The following is a 22,219-nucleotide window of genomic DNA, read 5'->3' on the forward strand; positions in this document are numbered from 1 at the left end:
GTCAGCCTCCTACCTTGCGTCCGGCCGAGAGCCCCCCGTCCACGGGAAGGTTCACGCCGGTCACGTTGCTTGCGAGATCGGAACAGAGGAACAGCGCCGCCGAAGCGGTGTCGCGCGGGTCGATCGCGCGGCCGAGCGGGTGCACGCGGCCCATGCCTTCGAGGATGCGGTCGCGGTGCGCGCTGTCGGGGTCCATCCCGGCATAGTGGGTGAGCATGCCGGCCGGGCAGACTGCGTTCACGCGGATGCCCCTGTCCGCCACTTCGATGGCGAGTGCGCGGGTAAGCTGGACCACCGCGCCCTTGGTGGCACCGTAGAACACCCCGCCATAGCCGATCAGCCCGGCGACCGAGGCGGTGGAGACGATGGCCCCGCCCTCTCCTTGTCTCTCGAACTGCCGGATCGCCGACTGGCAGCCGTGGACCACGCCCATCACGTTGACTTCGGCCACGCGGCGCATGTCCTCGCCCTCGCACTCGGTCAGGCTGCGCAGGCCCTTTCCGGGAATCGGGCTGATGGTGATGCCGGCATTGTTGTAGATGCAGTCGAGCCGCCCGTAGGTCTCGACGCCCGCCGCCACGGCGGCATCGACGGCATCGGGATCGGCAACGTCGCAGGCCACGGCGATGGCCTTGCCACCTTCGGCCCGCACCATCGCGGCAGTCGCCGCCGCCTCGTCCGCGTTCACATCGGCCGCAATCACTTTCGCGCCGTGTTCGGCAAAGAGCAGGCAGGCCGCGCGGCCGACGCCCGATCCGGCCCCGGTAATCAGTGCGACTTTGCCTTCGAGCAGTCCTTGCATCCCGGTCCTCCCCTTACCCGCCGATGTTGAGCGTGGTCATGATCTGGAATTCGCGCAGGCCCTCGACGCCGCGCTCGCGGCCGAGGCCGCTCATCTTGATGCCGCCGCCGCTGGCATGGCTGGAGGCGAGGGCGCCGTTGACGTTCACCGCGCCGCTGCGAATCTTCAGGCCCACTTCCAGCGCCTTGACCTTGTCCTTGCCGTGAACCCAGCCGGAGAGGCCGAAACGGCTGTCATTGGCCATTTCCACCGCGTGATCGAGGTCGCGGTAGCCGATCACGGAGACGACCGGGCCGAAGATCTCCTCCTGCGCGGCGGGGTTGGCGTTGTCGGGCAGGTCGAGCACGGTGGGTTCGAAGAAATAGCCCTTCTCCAGCCCCTCAGGCCGCTTGCCGCCGCAGATTACGCGGCCTCCCCCGGCGACGGCAGCGGCGACGAAATGCTCGCAGCGGGCGCGCTGGGCGGCGCTGACCACGGGGCCTAGCTGCGTCGCCGGATCACGCGCGGGGCCGATCTTCACGCCGGCCAGCAGCTTCGCCATCGCCTCCAGCACCTCGGCCTTGCTCTCCTGCGGCACGAAGACGCGGGTGCCGAGCACGCAGCCCTGCCCCGCGTGCGAGGTGCAGACCGAAAGCGCCGCCATGGCCGCCCGCTCCACCGAGTCCGGCAGGTAGATCTGCGCCGACTTGCCGCCGAGTTCGAGCACCAGCCGTTTCAGCGTGACCGCCGCCTGCCTGGCGACTTCCACGCCCACGGTGGAGGATCCGGTGAAGCTCACCATGTCCACGCGCGGGTCGCTGGTCAGCGCCTGCGCGCCCTCCACGCCCGCCTCGATCACCAGATTGAACACGCCCTTGGGCAGCCCTGCTTCCTCGGCCGCTTCTGCGAAGACCAGCGAAGACAGCGGCGTCAGAGGATTAGGCCGCAGGATCACCGTATTGCCCGCCATCAGCGCCGGCACGACTTTCCAGAGCGCGGTGTAGAACGGCACGTTGTAGGCCGAGATCGCCGTCACCACCCCGATCGGCGACCAGCGCTTGACGCTCTGCACCGCGAAATGGGCGTTCACCCGCTCGTGCAGCGGCAGCGCGTTGTCCTCGATTTCCGGCAGGCGCAGGAACATCTCGACGATCTCGCGCGCCATGCGCAGGGGGGAGGCGACTTGTGCGCCCATGACCGTGGAGGAAATCGGGCAGCCCGCCTCACGCACTGCAAGATCCTTCAGCCGGCCCGCGCGGGCAGCCATGGCATCGGCGAAGCGGATCATCGCCGCACCGCGTTCCTTCATGGAAAGGCCGGGCCATTCACCCGAATCGAACGCGCGCCGGGCGGCGGAGATCGCCGCTTCCACCTGCTCCGCCGAAACCCCGGCAACCCGCGCGACCAGGCTCTCGTCCGAAGGGTCCTGCACGTCGAACGCCGCGCCCTGCCCGGCAACAAACGCGCCATCGATGAAGCCTGCGTGATCCAGCGGCTCTCTCCCAGATAAATTCGTATTTGCGAATTTCTTTTCACAAAACAGACTATCGGAGCAAATGCGGAACGTCAATCGCGAGGGCGCTGGCTGGAACCTGACTGCCGACGGGCGGTTGCCTCGCTATCCGGTGCTGCCTATCTCCGCAGCAGCCCGCGCCACCACGCGCGAAAACGAGCGAGGACCCGCAAGACCATGGCCTTCACCGATTTCCTCCGTCAGCAGTGCTACATCGACGGCCAGTGGTGCGATGCCGATTCCGGGGCCACGTTCGAAGTGACGGACCCCGGCAGTGGCGCGGTGCTGGGCACCGTGCCGAAGATGGGGGCGGCCGAAACCAACCGCGCGATCGACGCGGCCGAACGCGCGCTGCCCGCATGGCGCGCGAAGACCGCCGGCGAACGATCGAAGCTGATGCGCAAGCTGTTCGACCTGATGATCGCGCATCAGGACGATCTGGGCGAACTGCTCACCCGCGAACAGGGCAAGCCGCTGGCCGAAGGCCGCGGCGAGATCGCCTATGGCGCCAGTTTCATCGAATGGTTCGCCGAAGAGGCCAAGCGCGCCTATGGCGATACCATTCCCGGCCATGCCGCCGACCGCCGCATCGTCGTGATCAAGCAGGGCGTCGGCGTCGTCGCCGCGATCACGCCCTGGAACTTCCCCAATGCGATGATCACCCGCAAGCTGGGCCCGGCGCTGGCCGCCGGCTGCACGATCGTCATCAAGCCGGCTTCGGCCACGCCCTATTCGGCGCTGGCCATCGCGCATCTGTGCGAACTGGCTGGCATTCCGGCAGGCGTCGTCAATGTCGTCACCGGCAGCGCCGGGCAGATCGGTTCGGCGCTGACCGCCAGCCCCAAGGTCGCCAAGCTGACCTTCACCGGATCGACCGAGATCGGCCGCGACCTGCTGCGTGAATGTGCGGAGACGATCAAGAAAACCTCGATGGAACTGGGCGGCAACGCACCGTTCCTGGTGTTCGACGATGCCGATGTCGATGCCGCGATCGACGGCGCAATGATCTCCAAGTTCCGCAACGGCGGCCAGACCTGCGTGTGCACCAATCGCTTCTACGTGCAGGACGGCGTCTATGACGAGTTCGTGGAGAAGCTAGCCAAGCGCGTCTCCGCCATGAAGGTCGGCTATGGCATGGACGCGGGCACCGAAGTCGGCCCGCTGATCGACGAGAAGGCGGTCGAGAAGGTGGAGGAACATCTGGAGGACGCCATTGCCGGCGGCGCCAGAGTGCTGGCCGGCGGCCAGCGCAACGAGCGCGGCGGTTCGTTCTTCAACCCCACCGTGGTTGCGGGCGTGAAGCCGGACATGAAACTGGCGAAGGAAGAGACCTTCGGTCCGCTCGCCGGCGTGATCCGCTTCAGCGACGAGGCCGACGCGATCCGCATGGCCAACGATACCGAGTTCGGCCTTGCCAGCTATTTCTACGCGCGCGACCTCAGCCGCGTCTGGCGCGTTGCGGAGGCGCTGGAGGCGGGCATGGTGGGCATCAACACCGGGCTGATCTCCACCGAAGTGGCGCCGTTCGGCGGGGTGAAGCAATCGGGCCTCGGCCGTGAGGGTTCGCACTATGGCCTCGATGACTACATGGAGGTGAAGTACCTCTGCATGGGTATCAAGCCGGCGGCGTGATCGCGGCGGGCGCGGGTTGATCCAGCAGCCATTGGGCGACTGGAACAACGCCCGCCAAAAACAATCCGTCATCCCCGCGAAGGCGGGGATCCCGCTGCCTTCTTCTTCCGCACAACCTCGCAAGGAAAAGCGGGGCCCCCGCCTTCGCGGGGGCGACGGAGTGTTATTGGCAGCATGGGTGACGGAGACCAGCACACCTGCACCCCCACCCAATTCCTACGCCCCTGCGAAGTTTGAACTTCCGTTCAAACTTGCTCTTCCCGACAAGCCCCATTTCCGTTTAGCCCTATTCCCCAACGAGGCGCCACGCGCCGAATGGGAGAATGAGATGTCCTACAAGGTTGCCATCGTCACCGGCGCTGCCGCCGGCATCGGCGCCGCTTGCGCGAAGCGGCTGGCGAAGGAAGGGGTGGCCGTGGGCGTGCTCGACCTCGACGCCGAACGCTGCGCCGATACCGTCAAGGCCATCCGCGACGGCGGCGGCACCGCCATCGCGCTGGGCGCCGACGTGTCCAATCGCGCATCCGTCAAGGCCGCCGTGGAGCAGGTCCGTGAGGAACTGGGCCCGGTCTCGATCCTGGTCAACAACGCCGGCGTCACCGACTTCACCCCGTTCGAGGAACTGACCGACGATCGCTGGGACTTCATCTATGCCGTCAACGTGCGCGGCCTGTTCATCATGACGCAGGAATGCCTGCCGGACATGAAGAACGCCGGCTGGGGCCGCATCGTCAACATCTCGTCCTCCAGCGCGCAGACCGGCGCGGTGAACATGATCCCCTATTCGTCCTCGAAGGGCGCGGTGGTGACCATGACCCGTTCGATGGCGCAGGAATTCGGGCCTTACGGCATCACCGTGAACAATATCCCGCCGGGTTCGGTGATGGGCACGATCATGTCCGAAGCCAACCGCGAACGTTTCCAGATCCCGACCGAAGTGCTGCTGCAGACCATCCCGGTTCGCCGCATGGGCGAGCCCGACGATATCGCCAACGCCTGCGCCTGGCTCTGCGACGAGCGCAGCCAGTACGTCACCGGCCAGACCATCGGCGTCAACGGCGGCCGCGTGGTGACCTGAACCAGACCCTCCCCTGCAAGGGGAGGAGCACCGCCTGAAGGGTGGTGGAGGGGGTGTCAGCCTCTCCACCACACACAACCGAACCGTTACACCCCTCCGTCAGCGCTTCGCGCTACCACCTTCTCTTGCAGGGGAGGAATTTTCAACTCATCAAACGCGGCACCGAGACCGAGAACACATCGAAGTGCGCGTCCGGATGCTCGGCCTGCCCGTCGCGCGGGGCCTGGCGCACTTGCACAACGCCGTTCTTGCCGAAGCCGTCCACCACCGGGCGGCCGGCATCGCGGCTCAGCCAGAGGCGCAGGAGGTGGCGCTTGCGCTGCGGTTCCGGCCAGTCCCAAAACGTGGTGCGGGCGTGCAACGCGGCGTAATTGGACAACCACTGGATGTCGCCGGGGCGGAAATCCATCTCGATCGCCATGCCCTCTTCGTACGTGATCGTGTCGAAGAGTTCGAGCACCTCGATCTGTTCGGGGCTCAGCTTGGGCACGCCCTCGTATTCCTGCGCGGTGAGGATGTAGAGCGAGCCCGCGTACATCGAGAATACCCCGTCCACCAGGCTGACGATCGGTGAGGTGTACGTGTCCGCCGGGGCATTGTGGTCCTGCCGGCGCCAGTCCCAATGGAAAGGTTCCAGCAGCAGCGGTGCCAGATCCGGGCGGCGGCGCAGGATCTCGTTGTAGATCTCCGCACCGGAGACGAGGCAGGAAAGGCCGCCCTCCTTGGCCGGGCGCAGGCACATCAGCGCGACGATGTCCGAACTGTCCGAGTGGTAGACCAGCTTGTCGCGCACCTTGGAGGAGAGTGCGGTGGGATCGTCCATGGTCTTGTCGCTGGTGGCGTAGACGTGGTCGATCAGGTCGCCCATCTCGTTCTGGCGGATCGGGTCGCCCATGTGCAGGCCAAGGATGTAGTAGATCGCGTTGGACAGCGCGTCCGAATAGAGTTGCGTGCGCAGGCCGCGCACCAGCACGAAGCCGCGCCCGTAATCGACGTCCGCGCCCCATTCCTGCACCGCATCGGCGCAGGCGACCAGCGGATATTCCTCCGCCGTGACCGTGCGCAGGTCCGGGTTCTCGGCCATGAAGCGGGTGCCCAGCGTTTCCAGTTCGTGCACTTGCGCGTCGGACAGCATGTAGATCCACTCGTCGCTCCCGGCGAGCCGATCCCCACGCCAGGCGGCGCTGGTGGTGACGGGCGGGAATACCTCTGCAGAGGTGGGGGCGGAACTGGCCATGCTTTCAGGTCCTTTTGCGCGGCATTGAATGATGCCCCTCTCTAGGCCGCCATCGCGCCCGCGACTTGTCACGCCATGTCCGAAAGCTTTCCGGAACGCGCATTCGCGGCCACGCCGAACGTCCGAACGGCATCGCCGCCCGCGACTATTCGCGCTATGCCGAAGGCGGCTATGTCGGTAACGATTCCACCGTGCCGCCCCGCGCCGATCACGGTTTCATCGGCCAGCCGGGACTCCACTGGAACGTCCTGCTGGCGCAAGGATGCTGATTCTTCACCCGAGTTGCGGAGATATGCGATGAACTGGAAATCCCTCGTTCCTGCCGCCTTTGGCCTTATGTCGCTTGGCGGCTGCGCGGAAACCGCCGCCCCTTCCGCATCGACGCCGCCGGCGACAGCGCCTGCCCCCGCCCCTGCCACGACCGGCCTTGCCGCGACCTCCTGGAAACTCGTCGGCTTCCAGTCGATGGACGATGCGCAAGGCACCACGAAGCCCGGCGAAGGGCGCACCTACACGCTGGAATTCGGCGCGGACGGCGCGCTGGCCATGCAATTGGACTGCAATCGCGGCCGTAGCACCTGGAGCGCGGAACCCGGCGGTGAAGGCGGATCGCTGAAGATCGGGCCGGTCGCCTCCACCCGCGCGCTTTGCCCGCAGCCCGACATCGGCCAGATGATGGCGGCGCGCCTGTCGGACGTCGCCAGCTATACCCTGCGCGACGGGCATCTTTTCCTTGCGCTGAAAATGGATAGCGGCATTTTCGAATTCGCCCCGCAATGATCCTAAGGTGACTTTGTCCGGCGGGGCCGCATGAGGGGGATTGATTGAGCTTCGCAATGTCCATGCCTGGCCAGGGTCTGCGAAACGGGAATGCGCGCGGCCGCGGCTTCGCGACAAGCGCCCTGCTGGTGCTGCTGATCGCCTGCCTGGCGGTCTGGAGTCCGGCGGCGTTTGCGCAGATTCCCGGCCTGTCGAAGCTGGTACCCAGCACCAAGGCCACCGCATCGCCGGCGCCGACGGACGCGCCGACGGACGGGCCGAGCGAGGTGCAGACGGATTCCCCACCGGCCCACCCCGCCAGGACGGAACCGACAACGCCGTTCGCCCCTGCCGAGACGATCGCCCGCTTCAATGCCGACGCCGCCGATGCACAGGCGGTGCTGCGCAAGCCGGTGGGCAAATACGATTACGAGGAAATCCACCGGCTCAACAAGCTGCGCGACCGGCTGGCCGCCGACCGTGACCTTGCCCGCCAGATCGCCGATCGCAGCAATCTGGATGCGCGGATCATCCAGGCCCAGATCGCCGCACTCGGCACCGCGCCGTCCGATGGCAAGGGCGAGGCCGGCGCGGTCACCCAGCGACGCAAGGATCTGGACGCCCAGCTCTCGGTCAAGCTGGCCCCGGTGCTGGACGCCCGCGATGCGCAGGCACGCGCCGCCACGCTGGTGACCGAACTGGACGAGCGGATCGCGACGCTGGAGCGCAATCGCCGATCCGAACGCACATCCTCCATCCTCGATCCGAACGCGTGGATCACCGTGGCCGGCGACGTTCGGCGCGGGTTCGACATTGCCGCGCCGCAAATCGCCAAGGGCGTGGCCGCCGATGGCGCCAGCGGCTTCGGCCTGCGCCTGCTGGCCGTGGCGGTGCTGGTCCTGCTCGGACCTTTCGCGGCGATTCGCCTGCTGCGCATCGCCCGGCGGCGCTTCACCATCCGGCGCGAAGCGATGCCGCAGGTGGCCAAACGCCTGATCATCGTCGTGGTCGAGGATGTGGTCGGGGCGATCCTGCTGTTCGTGGCGATCGGCTGTTCGGTTGCCGCCTTCGCCGTGCTGATGAAGCCGTTTCTGGCGACCCAGCCACTTGTCGGCCTCAGTCTGCTGCTGCTGATCGCCGCGCTGGTGGTCGCCATCGCGCAATGGCTGGCCAAGAGCACGCTGCGATCGCCGTTTCCCGAACTGCGGCTGGTCCAGCTGCGCCCGGACGTCAGCGTGCGGGCCGTCTCCACGATCCGGCTGCTGGGCATCGTGCTGGGCCTGGAACTGGTGGTGGAAGGGATAGAGGATCTGGGCTTTCTGGCCATCACCTTCATCGACCTGGCATCGGCCGTACTGCTGATCTGCGGCAGTGCGCTGGTCTGGCGCTTCGCCCTGATAATCGACAAGGGCCGCGAAGCGGCGGGCGAAGAGCCGACGCCCAAGCCGCATCAGGCCGGCGCTCGGGCCGGCGCGCGCAAGGATGGCAATCCGCTCGATTTCGCGGGGCCGCTGACCAAGATCCTGATGCTGCTGGCGGCCGGCTGCGTGGTGGCGGCGGTGGTCGGCTACATCGTCCTTGCCCGCGAAATCTTCTCCGACCTCGTCGTTTCGGTGGCAATCATCGCCATCGCCATCTTCCTGCACCGGCTGGTGACGCTGGTCGTCGGGATGCTCGCCGAAAGCGGGTTGAAGCGATACCGCACGGGCATCCACTTCGTGCCGATGCTGGCCGGCATCACGCTGACGCTGGCCGCACTGCCGCTGCTGGCGATCACCTGGGGCTACAACAGCCGCGAGATCGGCGATGCCATCGTCATCCTGCGCACGGGGATCACGTTCGGCAACGTCAACATCTCCGCCGGGGACATCCTGACTTTCGCCTTCGTGTTCCTGGCCGGCTATATCGCCACGCGCTGGGTGCAGCGGATCATCAACCTGACGATCCTGCCCCAGTTCGAAATCGATCGGGGGTCGCAGGCCTCCATCGTCACCATCATCGGCTATGTCGGTATCGTCGTTTCGGCAGCGGTGGCCGTCGCCACCACCGGGCTGGACCTCACCAGCCTGGCCTTCATCGCCACCGCCCTTTCGGTGGGCCTTGGCTTCGGCCTGCAATCGACGGTGGAGAACTTCACCAGCGGCATCATCCTGCTGGTGGAACGCCCGATCCGCGAGGGGGACTGGATCGAGGTGGGCACCTATTCGGGCATCGTGCGCAAGGTCTCCGTCCGCTCGACCCACCTGGAAAGCTTCGACCGGCACCAGATCATCATCCCGAACTCGCAACTGATCACCGGCAGCGTGAAGAACCTGAGCCTGGGCGAGCATCTGGCCCGCGTGGTGGTGCCGATCGGCGTCGCCTACGGATCGGACCTCGAAAAGGTGCGCAGCGTGCTGATCGAGATCGCCAAGGCGCAGGATGGCGTGCTGAGCTGGCCCGAACCCAACGTGACCTTGGACGCCTTTGCCGAAAGCGCGATCCAGATGCGCCTGCTGGTCTTCGTGCGCGATGCGACCGATGGCAGCGCCACCGCTTCCACCATGCGGTTCGAGATCGCCCGCCGCTTCGCCGCCGAGAATATCGAGATGCCCTTCCCGCAAATGGAAGTGCGCATCCACGAGGAAGACCCGCGCAAGAACCGGTAGGGGGCGTGGGCCGGTGCCGCCAAAATCCGCGTTCGGCGGATTTTCAAGCAGGCGTCTGCCGTTCAGTCTCCCGCGACGGTCAGGCCATCCACGCGCAAGGTCGGCACGTTCAGCGACCGGTCGCGCTCAAGATCGTTGGCCGGAACCAGCGCCGCGAACATCGCCAGCAGATTGCCCGCCACGGTGAATTCCGCCACCGGCCCGGCGATCTGGCCATCGACGATGCGGAAGCCCGACGCGCCCCGGCTGTAATCGCCGGTCACGCCGTTCACCCCCTGCCCGATCAGCTCGGTGATGTAGACGCCGTCCTTGATGTCCGCCATCAGCTCGGCGGGCGAGAGCGTGCCCGGCAGCAGGTCGACATTGCCCACCGAAACCCCGGGCGCACCGTTGCCGCCGCGCGCGGCATGGCCGGTGGGGGCAAGGCCCAGTTGGCGGGCGGAGGCGCTTTCCATCAGCCAGCCGGTCAGCCGCCCGTCCTCCACCAGATTGCGCGCGCGGGTCGCCAGACCTTCGCCGTCGAACGCGCGCGAACGCAGCCCGCGCGGGCGCAGCGGATCTTCCACGATGGTGATGCCGCTGGCGAAGATCGCCTGATCCAGCCGGTCGAGCAGGAAGCTGGACCGCCGCGCGATCGCGCTGCCCGACATCGCCCCCAGCAAGTGGCCCACCAGCGATCCGCCCACGCGCGGGTCGAACACCACCGGCATCGGCCCGCTGCGCAGCCGCCCCGGCGAAAGCTTGGCCACGCTCCGCTCGCCCGCCAGCGCGCCGATCGAGGCCGGCGTCGGCAGGTCTGACCAGTGGTGCATGGCGCGCCAGTCGCCATCGCGCTGCTTGTCCGCGCCCTCGCCCGCGACTACCGAGGCGCTGACCGAGCGGCTGGTGGAACCATAGGCCCCGCCGAAACCATGGCTTGTCGCCAGCGCGACCACGCCGCCGCCCGAACTGGCCGAGGCGCCGTCCGAATTGGTGACGCCGGCCACCGCGCGGGCCGCATCCTCCGCCTCTTCCGCCATCCGGCGCAAGTCCTGCGGGCCGGGCTCGCGGCTGTCCAGCAGGTCAAGGTCGGGCCACGGGCCGGTCGACAGCATTTCGTCGGGCGCCAGCCCGGCATAGGCATCCTCGGGCGCGCTGCGCGCCATCGCCAGCGCCCGGCTGGCCAATTCGTCCAGCGCCTGGGGCGACAGGTCGCTGGAACCGATGCTGGCCGATCGCTTGCCGACGAACAGCCGCAGCGAGATATGTTCGCTTTCCGAACGCTCCACATCTTCCAGCTTGCCAAGGCGCACCTGGATCGCTTCCGACGAACTGGCGCCATAGACCGCATCGGCGGCATCCGCACCGGCCCGGCGCGCACGCTCCACCAGCTGCTGCGCGCGGTCGAGCGCTTCGTCGGGGGTCAGCATCCTCTTTCGATCTCCATGGGCGGGGCGCAGAACAAGCGCGCGGCATTCCCTGCTGACCTAGGCGCACCGGCGGCAGAGCGCAAATCGCGGGAGATGCTGAGGGCCCGGCTCCGGCGAGATGTTGCGCCTGCCCACCCCGGACCCATCTCGCTTGCGGGAGGGGCAGCGAGACTTGGCAGCTTGCTGGCTAGTCGTAGCGGGGTGGGTCGTAGCGAGGTGGGTCGCAGCGGAGTGGGTAGAGCGCCAACGGAACGGTGGTATCGACCCTAGCGCGCCAGCACCAGCGCCAGCCCCTTGAACACCGCGGTCAGCGCGAACGGCAGGCCGATCGCCAGCCCCCACAGCATCATCAGGTCGCGGCGGTAGAACGGCTGAAGCGAGGGATCGTGCGCCTGTTCGTCGCTCAGGCGGTTCCAGCGGGCTTCGAAACGGCGGCAGGCGGGGATGATCGCGATCACCAGGATCACCAGCGCCAGATAGGGCAGCAGCGATTCGCCGCCCGCCTTCAGCGCACCGATGGTCACGAAAATCTGCAGCGCGGTGTAGACCAGCAGGGCATAGGCGATGTGGTCGCTCATCTTGCGGCGAAAATCGGGCAAGGGCTTCACCGGTTCCTTGCCCGGTTCGGGCACGGCACGGTGAACGGGCCGGGGTGTGGATGAGGAGCGAATTTCCGCGGGCCCCGCCTCGGCATCGCGGCCGAAACCGTCCGAAACCCCCACATGTCTGCCGGTCTTGGCCATCGAGCCCAACCTTTCTGTCCTGAGTGCGACCTTTTTTGTCTCTCCCGCGATCACTAGATCACGCTGCGCATGGATTGGCAAGTTCATGCCATTGAGGGCGCAATTTTCGATCCCCGGCGTATGAACCTTATCGCCCGTGAACCATAAGGTGAAACCATCGCATCGCCGCAGAGGTTCCGGCCGATATTCAGGCCCGCGAAATGCCGGCTAGGGGAAATGGCGGCTTGCGGTGGGCCGGTGGGCTGCGTAAACGGCGGGGAAGATGACCGAAACGAGCGAACGCATGCAGGAAACCCCGGCCGCCGCGGTAAGCGTGGCGCAAAATGGCGGGCTTGAGGTCATCTCGATCGCCAAGAGCTATGACAAGCGCGCGGTGCTGACCGATATCTCGCTGTCGGTGGCCAAGGGCGAAGTGCTGGGTCTGCTGGGCCCCAACGGCGCCGGCAAGACCACCTGCTTCTATTCGATCATGGGTCTGGTCCGTCCCGACTCGGGCCGCATCCTGATGGACGGCGTCGATGTGACGCGCCTGCCGATGTACCGCCGCGCGGTGCTGGGGCTGGGCTATCTGCCGCAGGAAACCTCGATCTTCCGGGGCATGACCGTCGAACAGAACATCGGCGCGGTGCTGGAACTCAACGAGCCGGAGAAGGACGTGCGCGCTTCCGAACTGGAGCGCCTGCTGGACGAATTCGGCCTCACCCGCCTGCGATCCAGCCCGGCAATGGCGCTTTCGGGCGGTGAACGCCGCCGTTGCGAAATCGCCCGCGCGCTGGCGGCCAAGCCTTCGATCATGCTGCTGGACGAACCGTTCGCCGGCATCGACCCGCTGTCCATCGCCGACATTCGCGATCTGGTGCGCGATCTGAGCGGGCGCGGCATCGGCGTACTGATCACCGACCACAACGTGCGCGAAACGCTGGATATCGTCGACCGCGCCTGCATCATCTACGGTGGTCAGGTGCTGTTCGCGGGCAGCCCCGAAGCGCTGGTGGCCGACGAAAACGTCCGCCGCCTCTATCTGGGCGAAGGCTTCACCCTGTGACGGGGCATCACCCCGTCGGAATGTTATGCGCTGTGAGGGGGCTCCACGGCGCGAACGGGGCGGCGGGAACGAGGCAGCCCCCTTCGGGAACCTGAGCCATGGCGCTGGGGCCCAGGCTGGACCTGCGGCAAAGCCAGTCGCTTGTCATGACGCCGCAGCTTCAGCAGGCGATCAAGCTGCTGGCGCTTTCCAATCTTGAGATCGAGAGCTTCATCGGCGAAGCGCTGGAGGCCAATCCCCTGCTGGACGTGGGCGGCGCCCCCTCTGGTCCGGATGTCGGCCCGGTAGCGGGCGAAGGGCCGGCCGAAACCCCGCGCCTGACCTCGCCGGAAACCTCCGCCGTGGACCGGCTGATCGGGGAAGGTCGCGGGGGAGAGGATCGCCCGCTCGACAACGAAGTACCCGCCAGCGAACGCGAGCGCGACACCGGTGACGGCAACGAGCGCCGCGAGGGCGAGACGGCCGCGGGCGACTGGAGCGGCGACCTGCGGCTTGGCGGCGGCGAGGAAGGCCCCGGCATCGACCAGCACGGCGGCGGCGAGGCTTCGCTGGTAGAGCATCTCGAAGCCCAGCTTGGCACTGCCACCGACGACGATCTGCTGATCGGCATCGCGCGCTATCTGATCGGCCTGTTGGACGAGGCGGGATACCTGCCGGTGCCGCTGGACGAAATCGCCATCGATCTCAGCGTCGGGATCGCGGAAGCGGAAGCGGGGCTTGCCGTGGTGCAATCGCTGGATCCCACCGGCGTCGGCGCGCGCACGCTCTCCGAATGCATCGCGCTGCAGGCCAAAGAGGCGGACCGCCACGATCCCTGCATGGCGCGGCTGATCGACAATCTGGACCTGGTCGCGCGTGGCGACCTGTCCCGGCTCAAGCGCATCTGCGGCGCGGATGACGAGGACATGGCCGACATGCTGGCCGAACTGCGCGGCTATGATCCGAAACCGGGCCTGCGCTTCGGCGGCGAACCCGGCGCGGCCGTGGTGCCGGACATTCTGATCACCCCGGCCGAGGCGAAGCAGGGCGGATTGCCCGGCTGGAACATCGCGCTGAACGAGGCGACGCTGCCGCGCCTGATCGTCAATCGCGGCTATTTCCTGGAACTGCGCAGCGGGTGCACCGACAAGGCATCGCGCACCTGGCTTTCCGAAAAGCTGACCGATGCCAACTGGCTGATCAAGGCGCTGGACCAGCGGCAGAAGACCATCCTGAAAGTCGCCTCCGAACTGGTGCGCCAGCAGGACGGTTTCTTCCGCCACGGCGTCTCGCACCTGAAACCGCTGACGCTGCGCACCGTGGCGGAGGCGATCGGCATGCACGAATCCACCGTCAGCCGCGTCACGTCCAACAAGTATCTCAATTGCCCGCGCGGGACGTATGAGCTGAAGTACTTCTTCACCTCCGGCGTGGCAGCAGCGGGCGGCGAAGGCGCGTCGGCAGAGGCGGTGAAGGCGGCGATCCGCCAGCTGATCGATGCGGAAGACCCCAAGGCGATCCTGTCCGACGATACCCTGGTGGACCTGTTGAAGGCGAAGGGTTTCGAACTGGCCCGCCGCACCGTGGCCAAGTATCGCGAAGCGATCGGCCTTGGCAGTTCGGTTCAGCGCCGCCGCCAGAAGGCCATTGCTGCAGCGCGGTAACTACTAAGCAGGGTGATAGTCAGTATTGCCAGTTAAATGCTTGTATTGCTGAGTATTATTTTATTTGAAATGATGGAATTCGTGTTAGCTTCCAATCCATGAAGTGCACCTGGCTTGCGACGGTTCGAACACCGAAATCGCAAGAATAAGAGGCACCATATTGGAGAGAATGCCGATGTCCTACGTCGACCGGAATTCCAATCCCAACCAGAAATTCCTCACCGGAGGAATTGTCGCACTGATCCAGGGGGGCGTGGCGCTGGCCCTGATCAATGGATTTGCGGTCACAATGTTACAGTCGGGTCCGAAGCACCACACAGAGGGCGTGATGGTCCATCTCGATCCGCCGCCGCCCCCGCCTCCGCAGCCCATGACGCAACCGGAACAGCCCAAGCTGATCGAAACCATCGCCACCACCACCCATTCCGATATCGTCAAGCCGACGACCAGCGAACAGCCCACCACCGTTCCCACCACGCTGCCGACGACCACCGGCACGCTCGACGGCGATCTGATCACCCCCTTCCCGCAACCGTCGACCACGCCCAGCCCACGCTTCCAGCCGCGCGGCGCGATGCCCCGGAACGATCCGTCGTCGTGGATCACCACGCAGGACTATCCCACCAGCGAGCTGCGGGCAGAACATCAGGGCATGGTGCGCTTCCGCGTGGACGTGGATGCGCGCGGCCGGGCCGGCCAGTGCACGATCCTGTCGTCCAGCGGCTATTCCGGGCTGGACGAGGCCACCTGCAAGTACGTCAGCAAGCGGGCGCGGTTCGAGCCCGCCACCAATGCCGACGGTGAAGCCGCCGCCGGCAGTTACATGGGGACGATCCGCTGGATCATCCCGCGGGACTGACCCTAGCCCCCTTTGGGTCAGACCGCCCGGAGCGGCGCACATCCGCACCACCGTGCCGCTCCGGCACGTCGAGGGGGCCGGGGTACTTTCCCCGTCCCCGGCCCACGGTCCCGTCCGCACGGCGTACCCCTCGCCGCGCGGGCGGGATGCCGTTTGGGGGGCCGGCCTGAAACCGACCCGCTCCACCGCACTAAGCATTTCCCCCGGTTCGCCCGTTCGGCCTCGATCAACCCTGTTGCCCTAGGCCTCAGCGATGGCGCCGCCCTGCCGGCGGCATCCTTGTGGGCGAGCGCAACGGCATGATCCCGAAGACCTTCCATTTCATCTGGGTCGGCGATGAAAGCCGCCGTCCCGACAATTGCATCGAAACCTGGCGCGCCGCGCATCCGGGGTGGGCCTTCCGCCTTTGGGGCAATGCGGAGCTGGACGGGCGCGAGTGGATCAATGCCCGACACATGGCCGAGATGCGCCAGCGCGAATGGAACGGCGTGGCGGACCTGATGCGCTGGGAAATCCTGCACGAACACGGCGGCATCGTGTTCGATGCCGACAGCATCTGCACCCGCCCGCTGGACGAGAACCTGCTCGATTGCGAGGCTTTCGCCTGCTGGGAAAGCGAGATCGCGCGACCCGGCCTGATCGCCGCCGGCTATTTCGGGTGCGAGGCGGGCAATGCCTTCGTGAAGCAGATCGTCGACGACATCGCCGCCAGCCCCTCCGTGATCGGCGAGATGGCGTGGAAGACGGTGGGACCGCAACGGCTGACCGATTGCTATCGCAAGTTCGCCTATACGCCGCTGCGCATCTACCCCAGCCACTACTTCATCCCGCGCCACTTCACCGGCGTGACTTACGAAGGCCGCGACCCGGTCTACGCGCACCAGCTATGGGGATCGACCAGCCGGAGCTACGACCGGATCCACAAGGCCGATGTCGGCGCGGTCGCGGCGCCGCCAGCACCGCGCGCCGCCGCCCCATCCGGCCCCGAACCATCCTGCACCGAACCATCCGGCCCCGAACCGGGCCAGGCCAACGGCGACGCCTCGCCATTGGAGGCGATTCACGCGCCCTATTTCCTGCAGCGCGTGCCGGTCAGTTCCGAACTGTCCGCGCTTGGCCGCATGGATGTCTTCGCCAGCTTGCTGTCCGGAAAGCGGGTGCTGCATGTCGGCTGCGCGGACTGGCCGATCACCGATCCGCGCACCTCGCTCCACGTGCGGCTGGAAGAACACTGCGCCCACCTCGACGGGGTGGACCCGCATGGAGAGGCGCTGGAACAGCTGCGCCCTTACGTGCGGGGCGAACTGTTCACCGACCTGTCGCAGGCCACCGGCCGCTATGACGTGGTGCTGGTGCCCGAAGTGATGGAGCACGTGCCCGATGTCGCCGGCTTCCTGGCCCAGATCGAGGCGGTGGACGCCGGGCTGTTCCTCATTTCCGTGCCCGACGCCTTCCAGTGCCGCGCCCGCCATTTCGACTATCGGGCGGAGACCGGCACTTTCCTTGAAGGCGTCCATCCGGACCACAACGTCTGGTACACGCCCTATACGTTCGCCAACACGCTGCGGAAATACAGCAGCCTGGAACTGCAGCGCATGTGGTTCTTCAACCGCATCTCGCTGCTGGCGCTGCTGAGCAAACCCGCGCTGGCGCAGGCAGCCTGAAGCGTTTTCCTGAAGCGGGTGATCCAATGGCATCGGATCACCCGCTTCAGGGACAGGCGAACCCCTAACTCTTGGGCATCATGCTGGCGACCACCGCATCGATGGAGAAACTGGCCGACTTGGCGCGCGGCGGGAATTCCTTGAAACTCTGCAGCCACTTCCCCAGCATCGGCGGGGCTGCATAGAGCAGGTAGTTCTGCTCCAGAAACCAGTCGTTGTACTTGATGCTCTCCTCGCCCCGCTCGAACGGGTCGGTGCGCAAGTCGAAGAACTTCGGAACGCGCATTTCCGACAGCGGTTCGCGCCAGGATTCCAGCCCTTTCGCACGCTGTTCGGCGAACACGATCTTGTAGCGGCCCATGCGCACGGCCATGCAATCACCGTCATCGCTCCAGTAGATGAAGCCCTCGCGCGGCGACTTCTCTTCCTTGCCCGACAGGAACGGCAGCAGGTTGAAACCGTCGAGATGGACCTTGTAGGTCTTGCCGCCCATCTCGTAGCCCTGCTTCACCTTGGCCACCAGGTCCGGCTCGCCATTGGCGGCGGCGAAAGTGGGAATGAAGTCCTGCAAAGACACGATGTCGTTGACGACCTGCCCCGGCGCCATGACGCCCGGCCAGCGCATCACGCAGGGAATGCGCCAGCCACCTTCCCAGTTGCTGTCCTTCTCGCCCCGGAACGGCGTGGCGCCGCCATCGGGCCAGGTGCACACTTCTGCCCCGTTGTCGGTGGTGAAGACCACGATCGTGTTGTCGGCGATGCCCAGTTCATCCAGCTTTTGCAGCAGCTGGCCGACATATCCGTCCAGTTCCACCATGCCGTCCGGATAGATGCCCAGACCCGTCTTGCCCTTCGATTCGGGTTTCAGGTGGGTGAAGACGTGCATGCGCGTGGGGTTGAAATAGCAGAACCAGGGCGCATCCTCCTTCGTCTTGCGATCGATGAAATCCAGCGCGGCGCCGATGAATTCCTCGTCCACCGTCTCCATCCGCTCCTTGGGTAGCGGGCCGGTATTCTCGATGGTCTGCCTGCCCACCTTGCCGAACTGCTCATCGACGGTGGCATCCTCGACATCGGTCGCCTTGCACTTCAGCACACCGCGCGGACCGAACTTCTTCCGGAAGGCCGGATCCTTCGGATAGTTGTCGTAATAGGGCTCTTCCTCGGCGTTCAGGTGGTAGAGGTTGCCGAAGAACTCGTCGAAGCCGTGGACGGTGGGCAGATGCTCGTTGCGGTCGCCCAGATGGTTCTTGCCGAACTGGCCGGTGGCATAGCCGAAATGCTTCAGGAACTCGGCCACCGAAGGATCATCGAAACTGAGCCCCAGCGTGGCGCCCGGCATCCCCACCTTGGTAAGCCCGGTGCGGATCGGCGACTGGCCGGTGATGAAAGCCGCGCGGCCGGCGGTGCAGCTTTGCTGGCCGTAGCAATCCGTGAACATCGCGCCTTCGCGGGCGATCCGGTCGATATTGGGCGTGCGATAGCCCATGACGCCCAGGTTGTAGGCGCTGACGTTGAACCAGCCGATGTCGTCGGCCATGATGAAAAGGATATTGGGCTTTTCCGCAGGCATGATTGTGGCTCCCATTGATCCCGCCGAATGTGGGTCAGGGCGGCAGCCGTCGCCATCGGGAGAAACCCGCCGTATGGCGTGGAATATATCCGGGGCGCCCTGCCGTAGCGGATGGGTGGAAGCGGATCGGGCGGCAGATCGGGGCAGGCCGCCCTAGTCCACCGCGAAGTGATCGGGCGTCAGGCCTGCCAGTCGGCGCCGCTGCATCTCCACATAGGCCGTCTCCAGCCGGCGCGTGTAATCCCGCGTGCGGAACAGCGGCGCGGTTTCGCGGTTTTCCGCCAGTCTGCCGCGCAAGGAGGCCAGACGCTGCGGATCGCCCGCCAAGGCCAGCGCGGTCGTCTCATAGGTGGCCGCATCCGCCACCGCCATTTCCGGCAGGCCCACGGCATGGACCAGGCTGGTGGCCACGCGCGCCGCGAACTGGCGGCCGGTCAGCGTCAGCACCGGCAAGCCCGCCCACAGCGCATCGGACGCGGTGGTGTGCGCATTGACGTTGAAGGTATCGAGGAACAGGTCGGCATGGGCCAGCCGGCCCAGGTGCTCGCCATGGGGAATGCCCTTGGTGAAGACCAGCCGCGCCGGATCGATACCGCGCGCCGCCGCCTCTCGCCGCAGGTTCGCTTCGGCCCATTCGTTGGAGCGCAGCAGCCAGAGCACGCTGCCTTCCACCTCGCCCAGCAGCCGCATCCAGATGGCGAACTCCGCCGGGCCGATCTTGTAGGTGTGGTTGAAGCAGCAGAACACGAAGCCCCGCCCCCCGTCACGCTCCGGCAGGCCCCAGTCTGCGCGGGATCGGTGATCGGGCACGATCACGCGGCGGTCGTCGTTGGCCTGATAGCAGCCGGCAAGGCGCACGATCTTCTCGCTGAACCACGCCTCTCCGCCCGGCGGCAGCGCGACTGCATCGGCCACGAAGTAGTCGATGCAGGGGTGGCCGATGGTGCCGGGGTAGCCCATGTGGCTCACCTGCACGGGGGCCAGCCGCAGGCCGAACATCGTGCTGCGGGTGCCGCGCGTATAGCCTTTCAGATCCACGGCAATGTCCAGCCCATCGTCGCGGGCAAGGTCGCGCACTTGCGCATCGGTCAGGTGGCCGATCTCGGTGAAGGCATCGACGTGGCGCCGCAGTTCGGCGCGGGAGGCATCCTCCTCGCGCGGCGGGCCGTAGCTGTAGAGGCGGATATCGAAGCGGGCCCGGTCATGCTCACGAAACAGGCCGCTCATCAGGTACATCGTGGCATGGTCGTGAAAGTCGGCCGAGAAATAGCCGATGCGGGTGCGGCCATCGGCGGCGGGCTCAGGATCGGGCAGGGTTTGGGCCGGGCCTTCCGGCCCTGCGCCGAACTTCACGGCGGCGCAGGCCAGCGAGCGGCGGTACTGGTGTTCCGGATCGTCCAGGAACGGCAATGTCGCGAAAGGCTGGACGGCAGCGGCCGACGGCCCATCGGTCAGCGCGAACTGGTCGCGGTGGCGCCAGTCGCAGATATGCGCTTCCTCGAACAGCGCCTGCAACAGCGCCGAACGATCGTCCGGGTCGATCGCGAAGGCGTGCCGGAAGGCGGCGATGGCATCGGGCAGCGCGCCTTTCAGCACCAGCACCTTGCCCCGATTGGCGATGGCCTGGGTATTCTCGGGCTCGGCCGCCAGCGCATGATCGTAGGCATCCAGCGCCTCGTCGATGCGATCCAGCAGCAGCAGTTCGCCGCCCATGTTGTTGTAGGCATTGGCGTGATCGGGCTTCAGCGTCACGGCCTTGCGATAGGCATCGACCGCCGCCCCGCGCGCACCCCGCTTCGCCCGCAAGTTGCCGAGGTTGTAGTGCGCCTCGACATAGCTGGGGTCGATCTTCACGGTCGCGGCGAATGCCACCTCCGCCTCCTTGGCGCGCCCGGCAAGGTCCAGCAGGTTGCCAAGGTTGTAATGGGCATCGGCATAGTCCGGGTGGCGGTCGATCACGGTGCGGTAGATCGATTCGGCTTCCAATGTGCGGTTCTGTCGCCGCAAGGTGATGGCAAGGTTGTTGTAGCAGGCGGCGGCGTCGGGATCGGCGGCAATGGCCCGGCGGAACGCCGCTTCCGCCGCCGGCAGCACGCCCAATGCCAACAGGGCCGCGCCTTGCAGGTTGTGGACGGTGAAGCTTTGCGGGAACTGCTCGGTCAGCCGGGCGCCGTGGCGCACCGCCTCGTCCATCGCGCCGGCGTGATAGGCGGCAATCATCGCATCCAGTTGCTCGGGCGGCGGATTGGCATTGGCCGCCTCCAACGCGTGGAGCGCAGCGCGGGCGCGCGAATTGCGGGGAAAGCGGTCCAGCGCCTCTCGATAAAGCGCCCGCGCGGCATCGGTCTCCCCGCGCCGCGCCGCGCCCCGGGCCTTGATCATCAATGCTTCCAGTCCGCTCACACCCGCCTCCCCGGCCATCGGTTCGTGCGCCTCGTGCTAAACAGACAGGGTTCACCATCGATGAGATGCCCCCTCCGCAAAAACCCGCAGGAAGCACCGTTTTACGCCGAGTTAACCATTCCCGGACAATAGTATGGAGGAACGCCGCCAGGGGCGCTTCGGGGGAACACGAAGACCATGAAGATGGAGCCGATCGCCGCGCAACTGGCCACCGCCCCGCCACGGCTCTCCGTCGTGGTGCCCTGCTATAACGAGCAGGCCGTGCTGGACATGCTGGAAAAGCGCCTTACCGCGGCCTGCGTGGCGCAGATGGGCGACGATTTCGAGATCGTGCTGGTCAACGACGGTTCGAAAGATGCCACCTGGGCGAAAATCTGCGCCATTTCCGCGCGCACCCCCCATGTTCTGGGCGTCGACCTGTCGCGCAATCACGGCCACCAGTTGGCGGTCACCGCCGGTCTGCAGGTCTGCCGCGGCGATCTGGTGATGATCATCGATGCCGACCTGCAGGATCCGCCCGAACTGCTGGGCGACATGCTGGCGAAGATCGATGAAGGCTACGATGTCGTCTATGGCAAGCGGCGGGAGCGGGCGGGCGAAAGCCACTTCAAGCGTGCCACCGCCGCGATGTTCTACAAGTTGCTCAACCGCATGGCCGACCACGAGATTCCGCTGGATACCGGCGACTTCCGGCTGATGACCCGCCGCGTGGTGGACCAGCTGAACGCCATGCCCGAACGCTTCCGCTTCATTCGCGGCATGGTCAGCTGGATCGGCTTCGCGCAAGCCCCCGTCGAATACGATCGCGATCCGCGCGCGGCGGGGGAAAGCCACTATCCGCTGCACAAGATGATCCGCCTCGCCCTGGATGCGATCACCAGCTTTTCCACGCTGCCGCTGCGCATCGCATCGCACCTGGGGGTGATGATGGGCATTGTCGGCTTCCTCATGCTGGGCTGGGCGCTGGTGCGCTGGATGGCCGATGGCACCATTATCGGCTGGACCAGCCTGATCGCCGTGGTGCTGATCATGGGCAGCGTGCAACTGCTGATCCTGGGCGTGTTCGGCGATTACCTCGGCCGTCTCTATCTGGAAAACAAGCGTCGCCCGCTGTTCATCGTGCGCGAGATGCGATCGCAGCGCACGCCGGCTGCCCAGCCCATCGCACGCGATCCGTACGATGCGCTGGTCCCGGCGTCCGGCTGGACGGTCGCGGCGGGACGCGATTGACC

17 protein-coding genes are annotated in these 22,219 nt (G+C 66.4%); 10 read left to right on the forward strand and 7 right to left on the reverse strand.

Features of this window, described 5'->3' with window-relative positions; translation table 11 throughout:
* Nucleotide 1 precedes the first annotated feature (1 nt).
* Both WBP06_RS14330 and WBP06_RS14335 read right to left on the reverse strand, forming a co-directional pair.
* Entirely contained in the window at nt 2-802 is an 801-nt protein-coding gene (locus WBP06_RS14330) for an SDR family NAD(P)-dependent oxidoreductase (protein WP_395329065.1), read from the reverse strand.
* A gap of 13 nt (nt 803-815) precedes the next feature.
* Nucleotides 816-2,324: an aldehyde dehydrogenase family protein gene (locus WBP06_RS14335; RefSeq protein ID WP_395334180.1), complete on the reverse strand. Its 1,509-nt coding sequence runs from the start codon at nt 2,322-2,324 to the stop codon at nt 816-818.
* Between the two features lie 147 nt (nt 2,325-2,471).
* Here WBP06_RS14335 and WBP06_RS14340 point away from each other — a divergent pair, with 147 nt between their 5' ends.
* The gene (locus tag WBP06_RS14340; protein ID WP_395329068.1) at nt 2,472-3,926 is read left to right on the forward strand and encodes an NAD-dependent succinate-semialdehyde dehydrogenase; all 1,455 of its coding nucleotides are present in this window, start codon (nt 2,472-2,474) and stop codon (nt 3,924-3,926) included.
* Between the two features lie 328 nt (nt 3,927-4,254).
* Nucleotides 4,255-5,004 (forward strand): SDR family NAD(P)-dependent oxidoreductase, encoded by a 750-nt coding sequence (locus tag WBP06_RS14345; protein ID WP_395329070.1) that lies wholly within the window; start codon nt 4,255-4,257, stop codon nt 5,002-5,004.
* A 142-nt stretch (nt 5,005-5,146) separates the two neighbouring features.
* Here the strand turns inward: WBP06_RS14345 and WBP06_RS14350 are convergent, their stop codons facing one another.
* The gene (locus WBP06_RS14350; RefSeq protein WP_395329072.1) at nt 5,147-6,241 is read right to left on the reverse strand and encodes a TauD/TfdA family dioxygenase; all 1,095 of its coding nucleotides are present in this window, start codon (nt 6,239-6,241) and stop codon (nt 5,147-5,149) included.
* Between the two features lie 65 nt (nt 6,242-6,306).
* On the opposite strand from WBP06_RS14350, the gene WBP06_RS14355 reads away from it, so the two are divergent.
* Genes WBP06_RS14355 through WBP06_RS14365 form a run of 3 tightly spaced genes read left to right on the forward strand, consistent with a single transcriptional unit; the run spans nt 6,307 to nt 9,648 of the window.
* Nucleotides 6,307-6,510 (forward strand): hypothetical protein, encoded by a 204-nt coding sequence (locus WBP06_RS14355; protein ID WP_395329075.1) that lies wholly within the window; start codon nt 6,307-6,309, stop codon nt 6,508-6,510.
* A gap of 28 nt (nt 6,511-6,538) precedes the next feature.
* The gene (locus WBP06_RS14360; RefSeq protein WP_395329078.1) at nt 6,539-7,021 is read left to right on the forward strand and encodes an META domain-containing protein; all 483 of its coding nucleotides are present in this window, start codon (nt 6,539-6,541) and stop codon (nt 7,019-7,021) included.
* Nucleotides 7,022-7,077: 56 nt separating this feature from the next.
* The gene (locus WBP06_RS14365; RefSeq protein ID WP_395329081.1) at nt 7,078-9,648 is read left to right on the forward strand and encodes a mechanosensitive ion channel family protein; all 2,571 of its coding nucleotides are present in this window, start codon (nt 7,078-7,080) and stop codon (nt 9,646-9,648) included.
* Nucleotides 9,649-9,710: 62 nt separating this feature from the next.
* On the opposite strand, the gene WBP06_RS14370 is transcribed toward WBP06_RS14365, so the two are convergent.
* Complete coding sequence (locus WBP06_RS14370) at nt 9,711-11,057, reverse strand: TldD/PmbA family protein (protein WP_395329084.1); 1,347 nt, start codon at nt 11,055-11,057, stop codon at nt 9,711-9,713.
* A 266-nt stretch (nt 11,058-11,323) separates the two neighbouring features.
* Nucleotides 11,324-11,800 carry a hypothetical protein gene (locus WBP06_RS14375; RefSeq protein WP_395329087.1) on the reverse strand — a complete coding sequence of 159 codons (477 nt, stop codon included), beginning with the start codon at nt 11,798-11,800 and terminating at the stop codon, nt 11,324-11,326.
* Nucleotides 11,801-12,062: 262 nt separating this feature from the next.
* Between WBP06_RS14375 and lptB the strand changes: the two genes are divergently transcribed.
* The 4 genes from lptB to WBP06_RS14395 all read left to right on the forward strand — a co-directional run bounded on the left by lptB (nt 12,063) and on the right by WBP06_RS14395 (nt 17,011).
* Nucleotides 12,063-12,845 (forward strand): LPS export ABC transporter ATP-binding protein, encoded by a 783-nt coding sequence (lptB, locus tag WBP06_RS14380; RefSeq protein WP_395329090.1) that lies wholly within the window; start codon nt 12,063-12,065, stop codon nt 12,843-12,845.
* A gap of 98 nt (nt 12,846-12,943) precedes the next feature.
* On the forward strand, nt 12,944-14,488 hold the full coding sequence (gene rpoN / locus WBP06_RS14385) for an RNA polymerase factor sigma-54 (RefSeq protein WP_395329093.1): 1,545 nt from the start codon (nt 12,944-12,946) through the stop codon (nt 14,486-14,488).
* Between the two features lie 175 nt (nt 14,489-14,663).
* A complete protein-coding gene (locus WBP06_RS14390) occupies nt 14,664-15,347 on the forward strand; it encodes an energy transducer TonB (protein ID WP_395329096.1) in 684 nt (227 codons plus the stop codon).
* Nucleotides 15,348-15,646: 299 nt separating this feature from the next.
* Nucleotides 15,647-17,011, forward strand: coding sequence for a methyltransferase domain-containing protein (locus WBP06_RS14395; RefSeq protein ID WP_395329099.1), 1,365 nt, complete (start codon nt 15,647-15,649; stop codon nt 17,009-17,011).
* A gap of 64 nt (nt 17,012-17,075) precedes the next feature.
* On the opposite strand, the gene WBP06_RS14400 is transcribed toward WBP06_RS14395, so the two are convergent.
* A complete protein-coding gene (locus WBP06_RS14400) occupies nt 17,076-18,584 on the reverse strand; it encodes an arylsulfatase (protein ID WP_395329102.1) in 1,509 nt (502 codons plus the stop codon).
* Nucleotides 18,585-18,737: 153 nt separating this feature from the next.
* Complete coding sequence (locus WBP06_RS14405; RefSeq protein WP_395329104.1) at nt 18,738-20,966, reverse strand: tetratricopeptide repeat protein; 2,229 nt, start codon at nt 20,964-20,966, stop codon at nt 18,738-18,740.
* A gap of 198 nt (nt 20,967-21,164) precedes the next feature.
* Between WBP06_RS14405 and WBP06_RS14410 the strand changes: the two genes are divergently transcribed.
* Nucleotides 21,165-22,217, forward strand: coding sequence for a glycosyltransferase family 2 protein (locus tag WBP06_RS14410; RefSeq protein ID WP_395329107.1), 1,053 nt, complete (start codon nt 21,165-21,167; stop codon nt 22,215-22,217).
* The last annotated feature ends 2 nt before the right edge of the window (nt 22,218-22,219 follow it).

Source organism: Novosphingobium mississippiense (assembly GCF_044029535.1).
Classification (GTDB): Bacteria; Pseudomonadota; Alphaproteobacteria; order Sphingomonadales; family Sphingomonadaceae; genus Novosphingobium.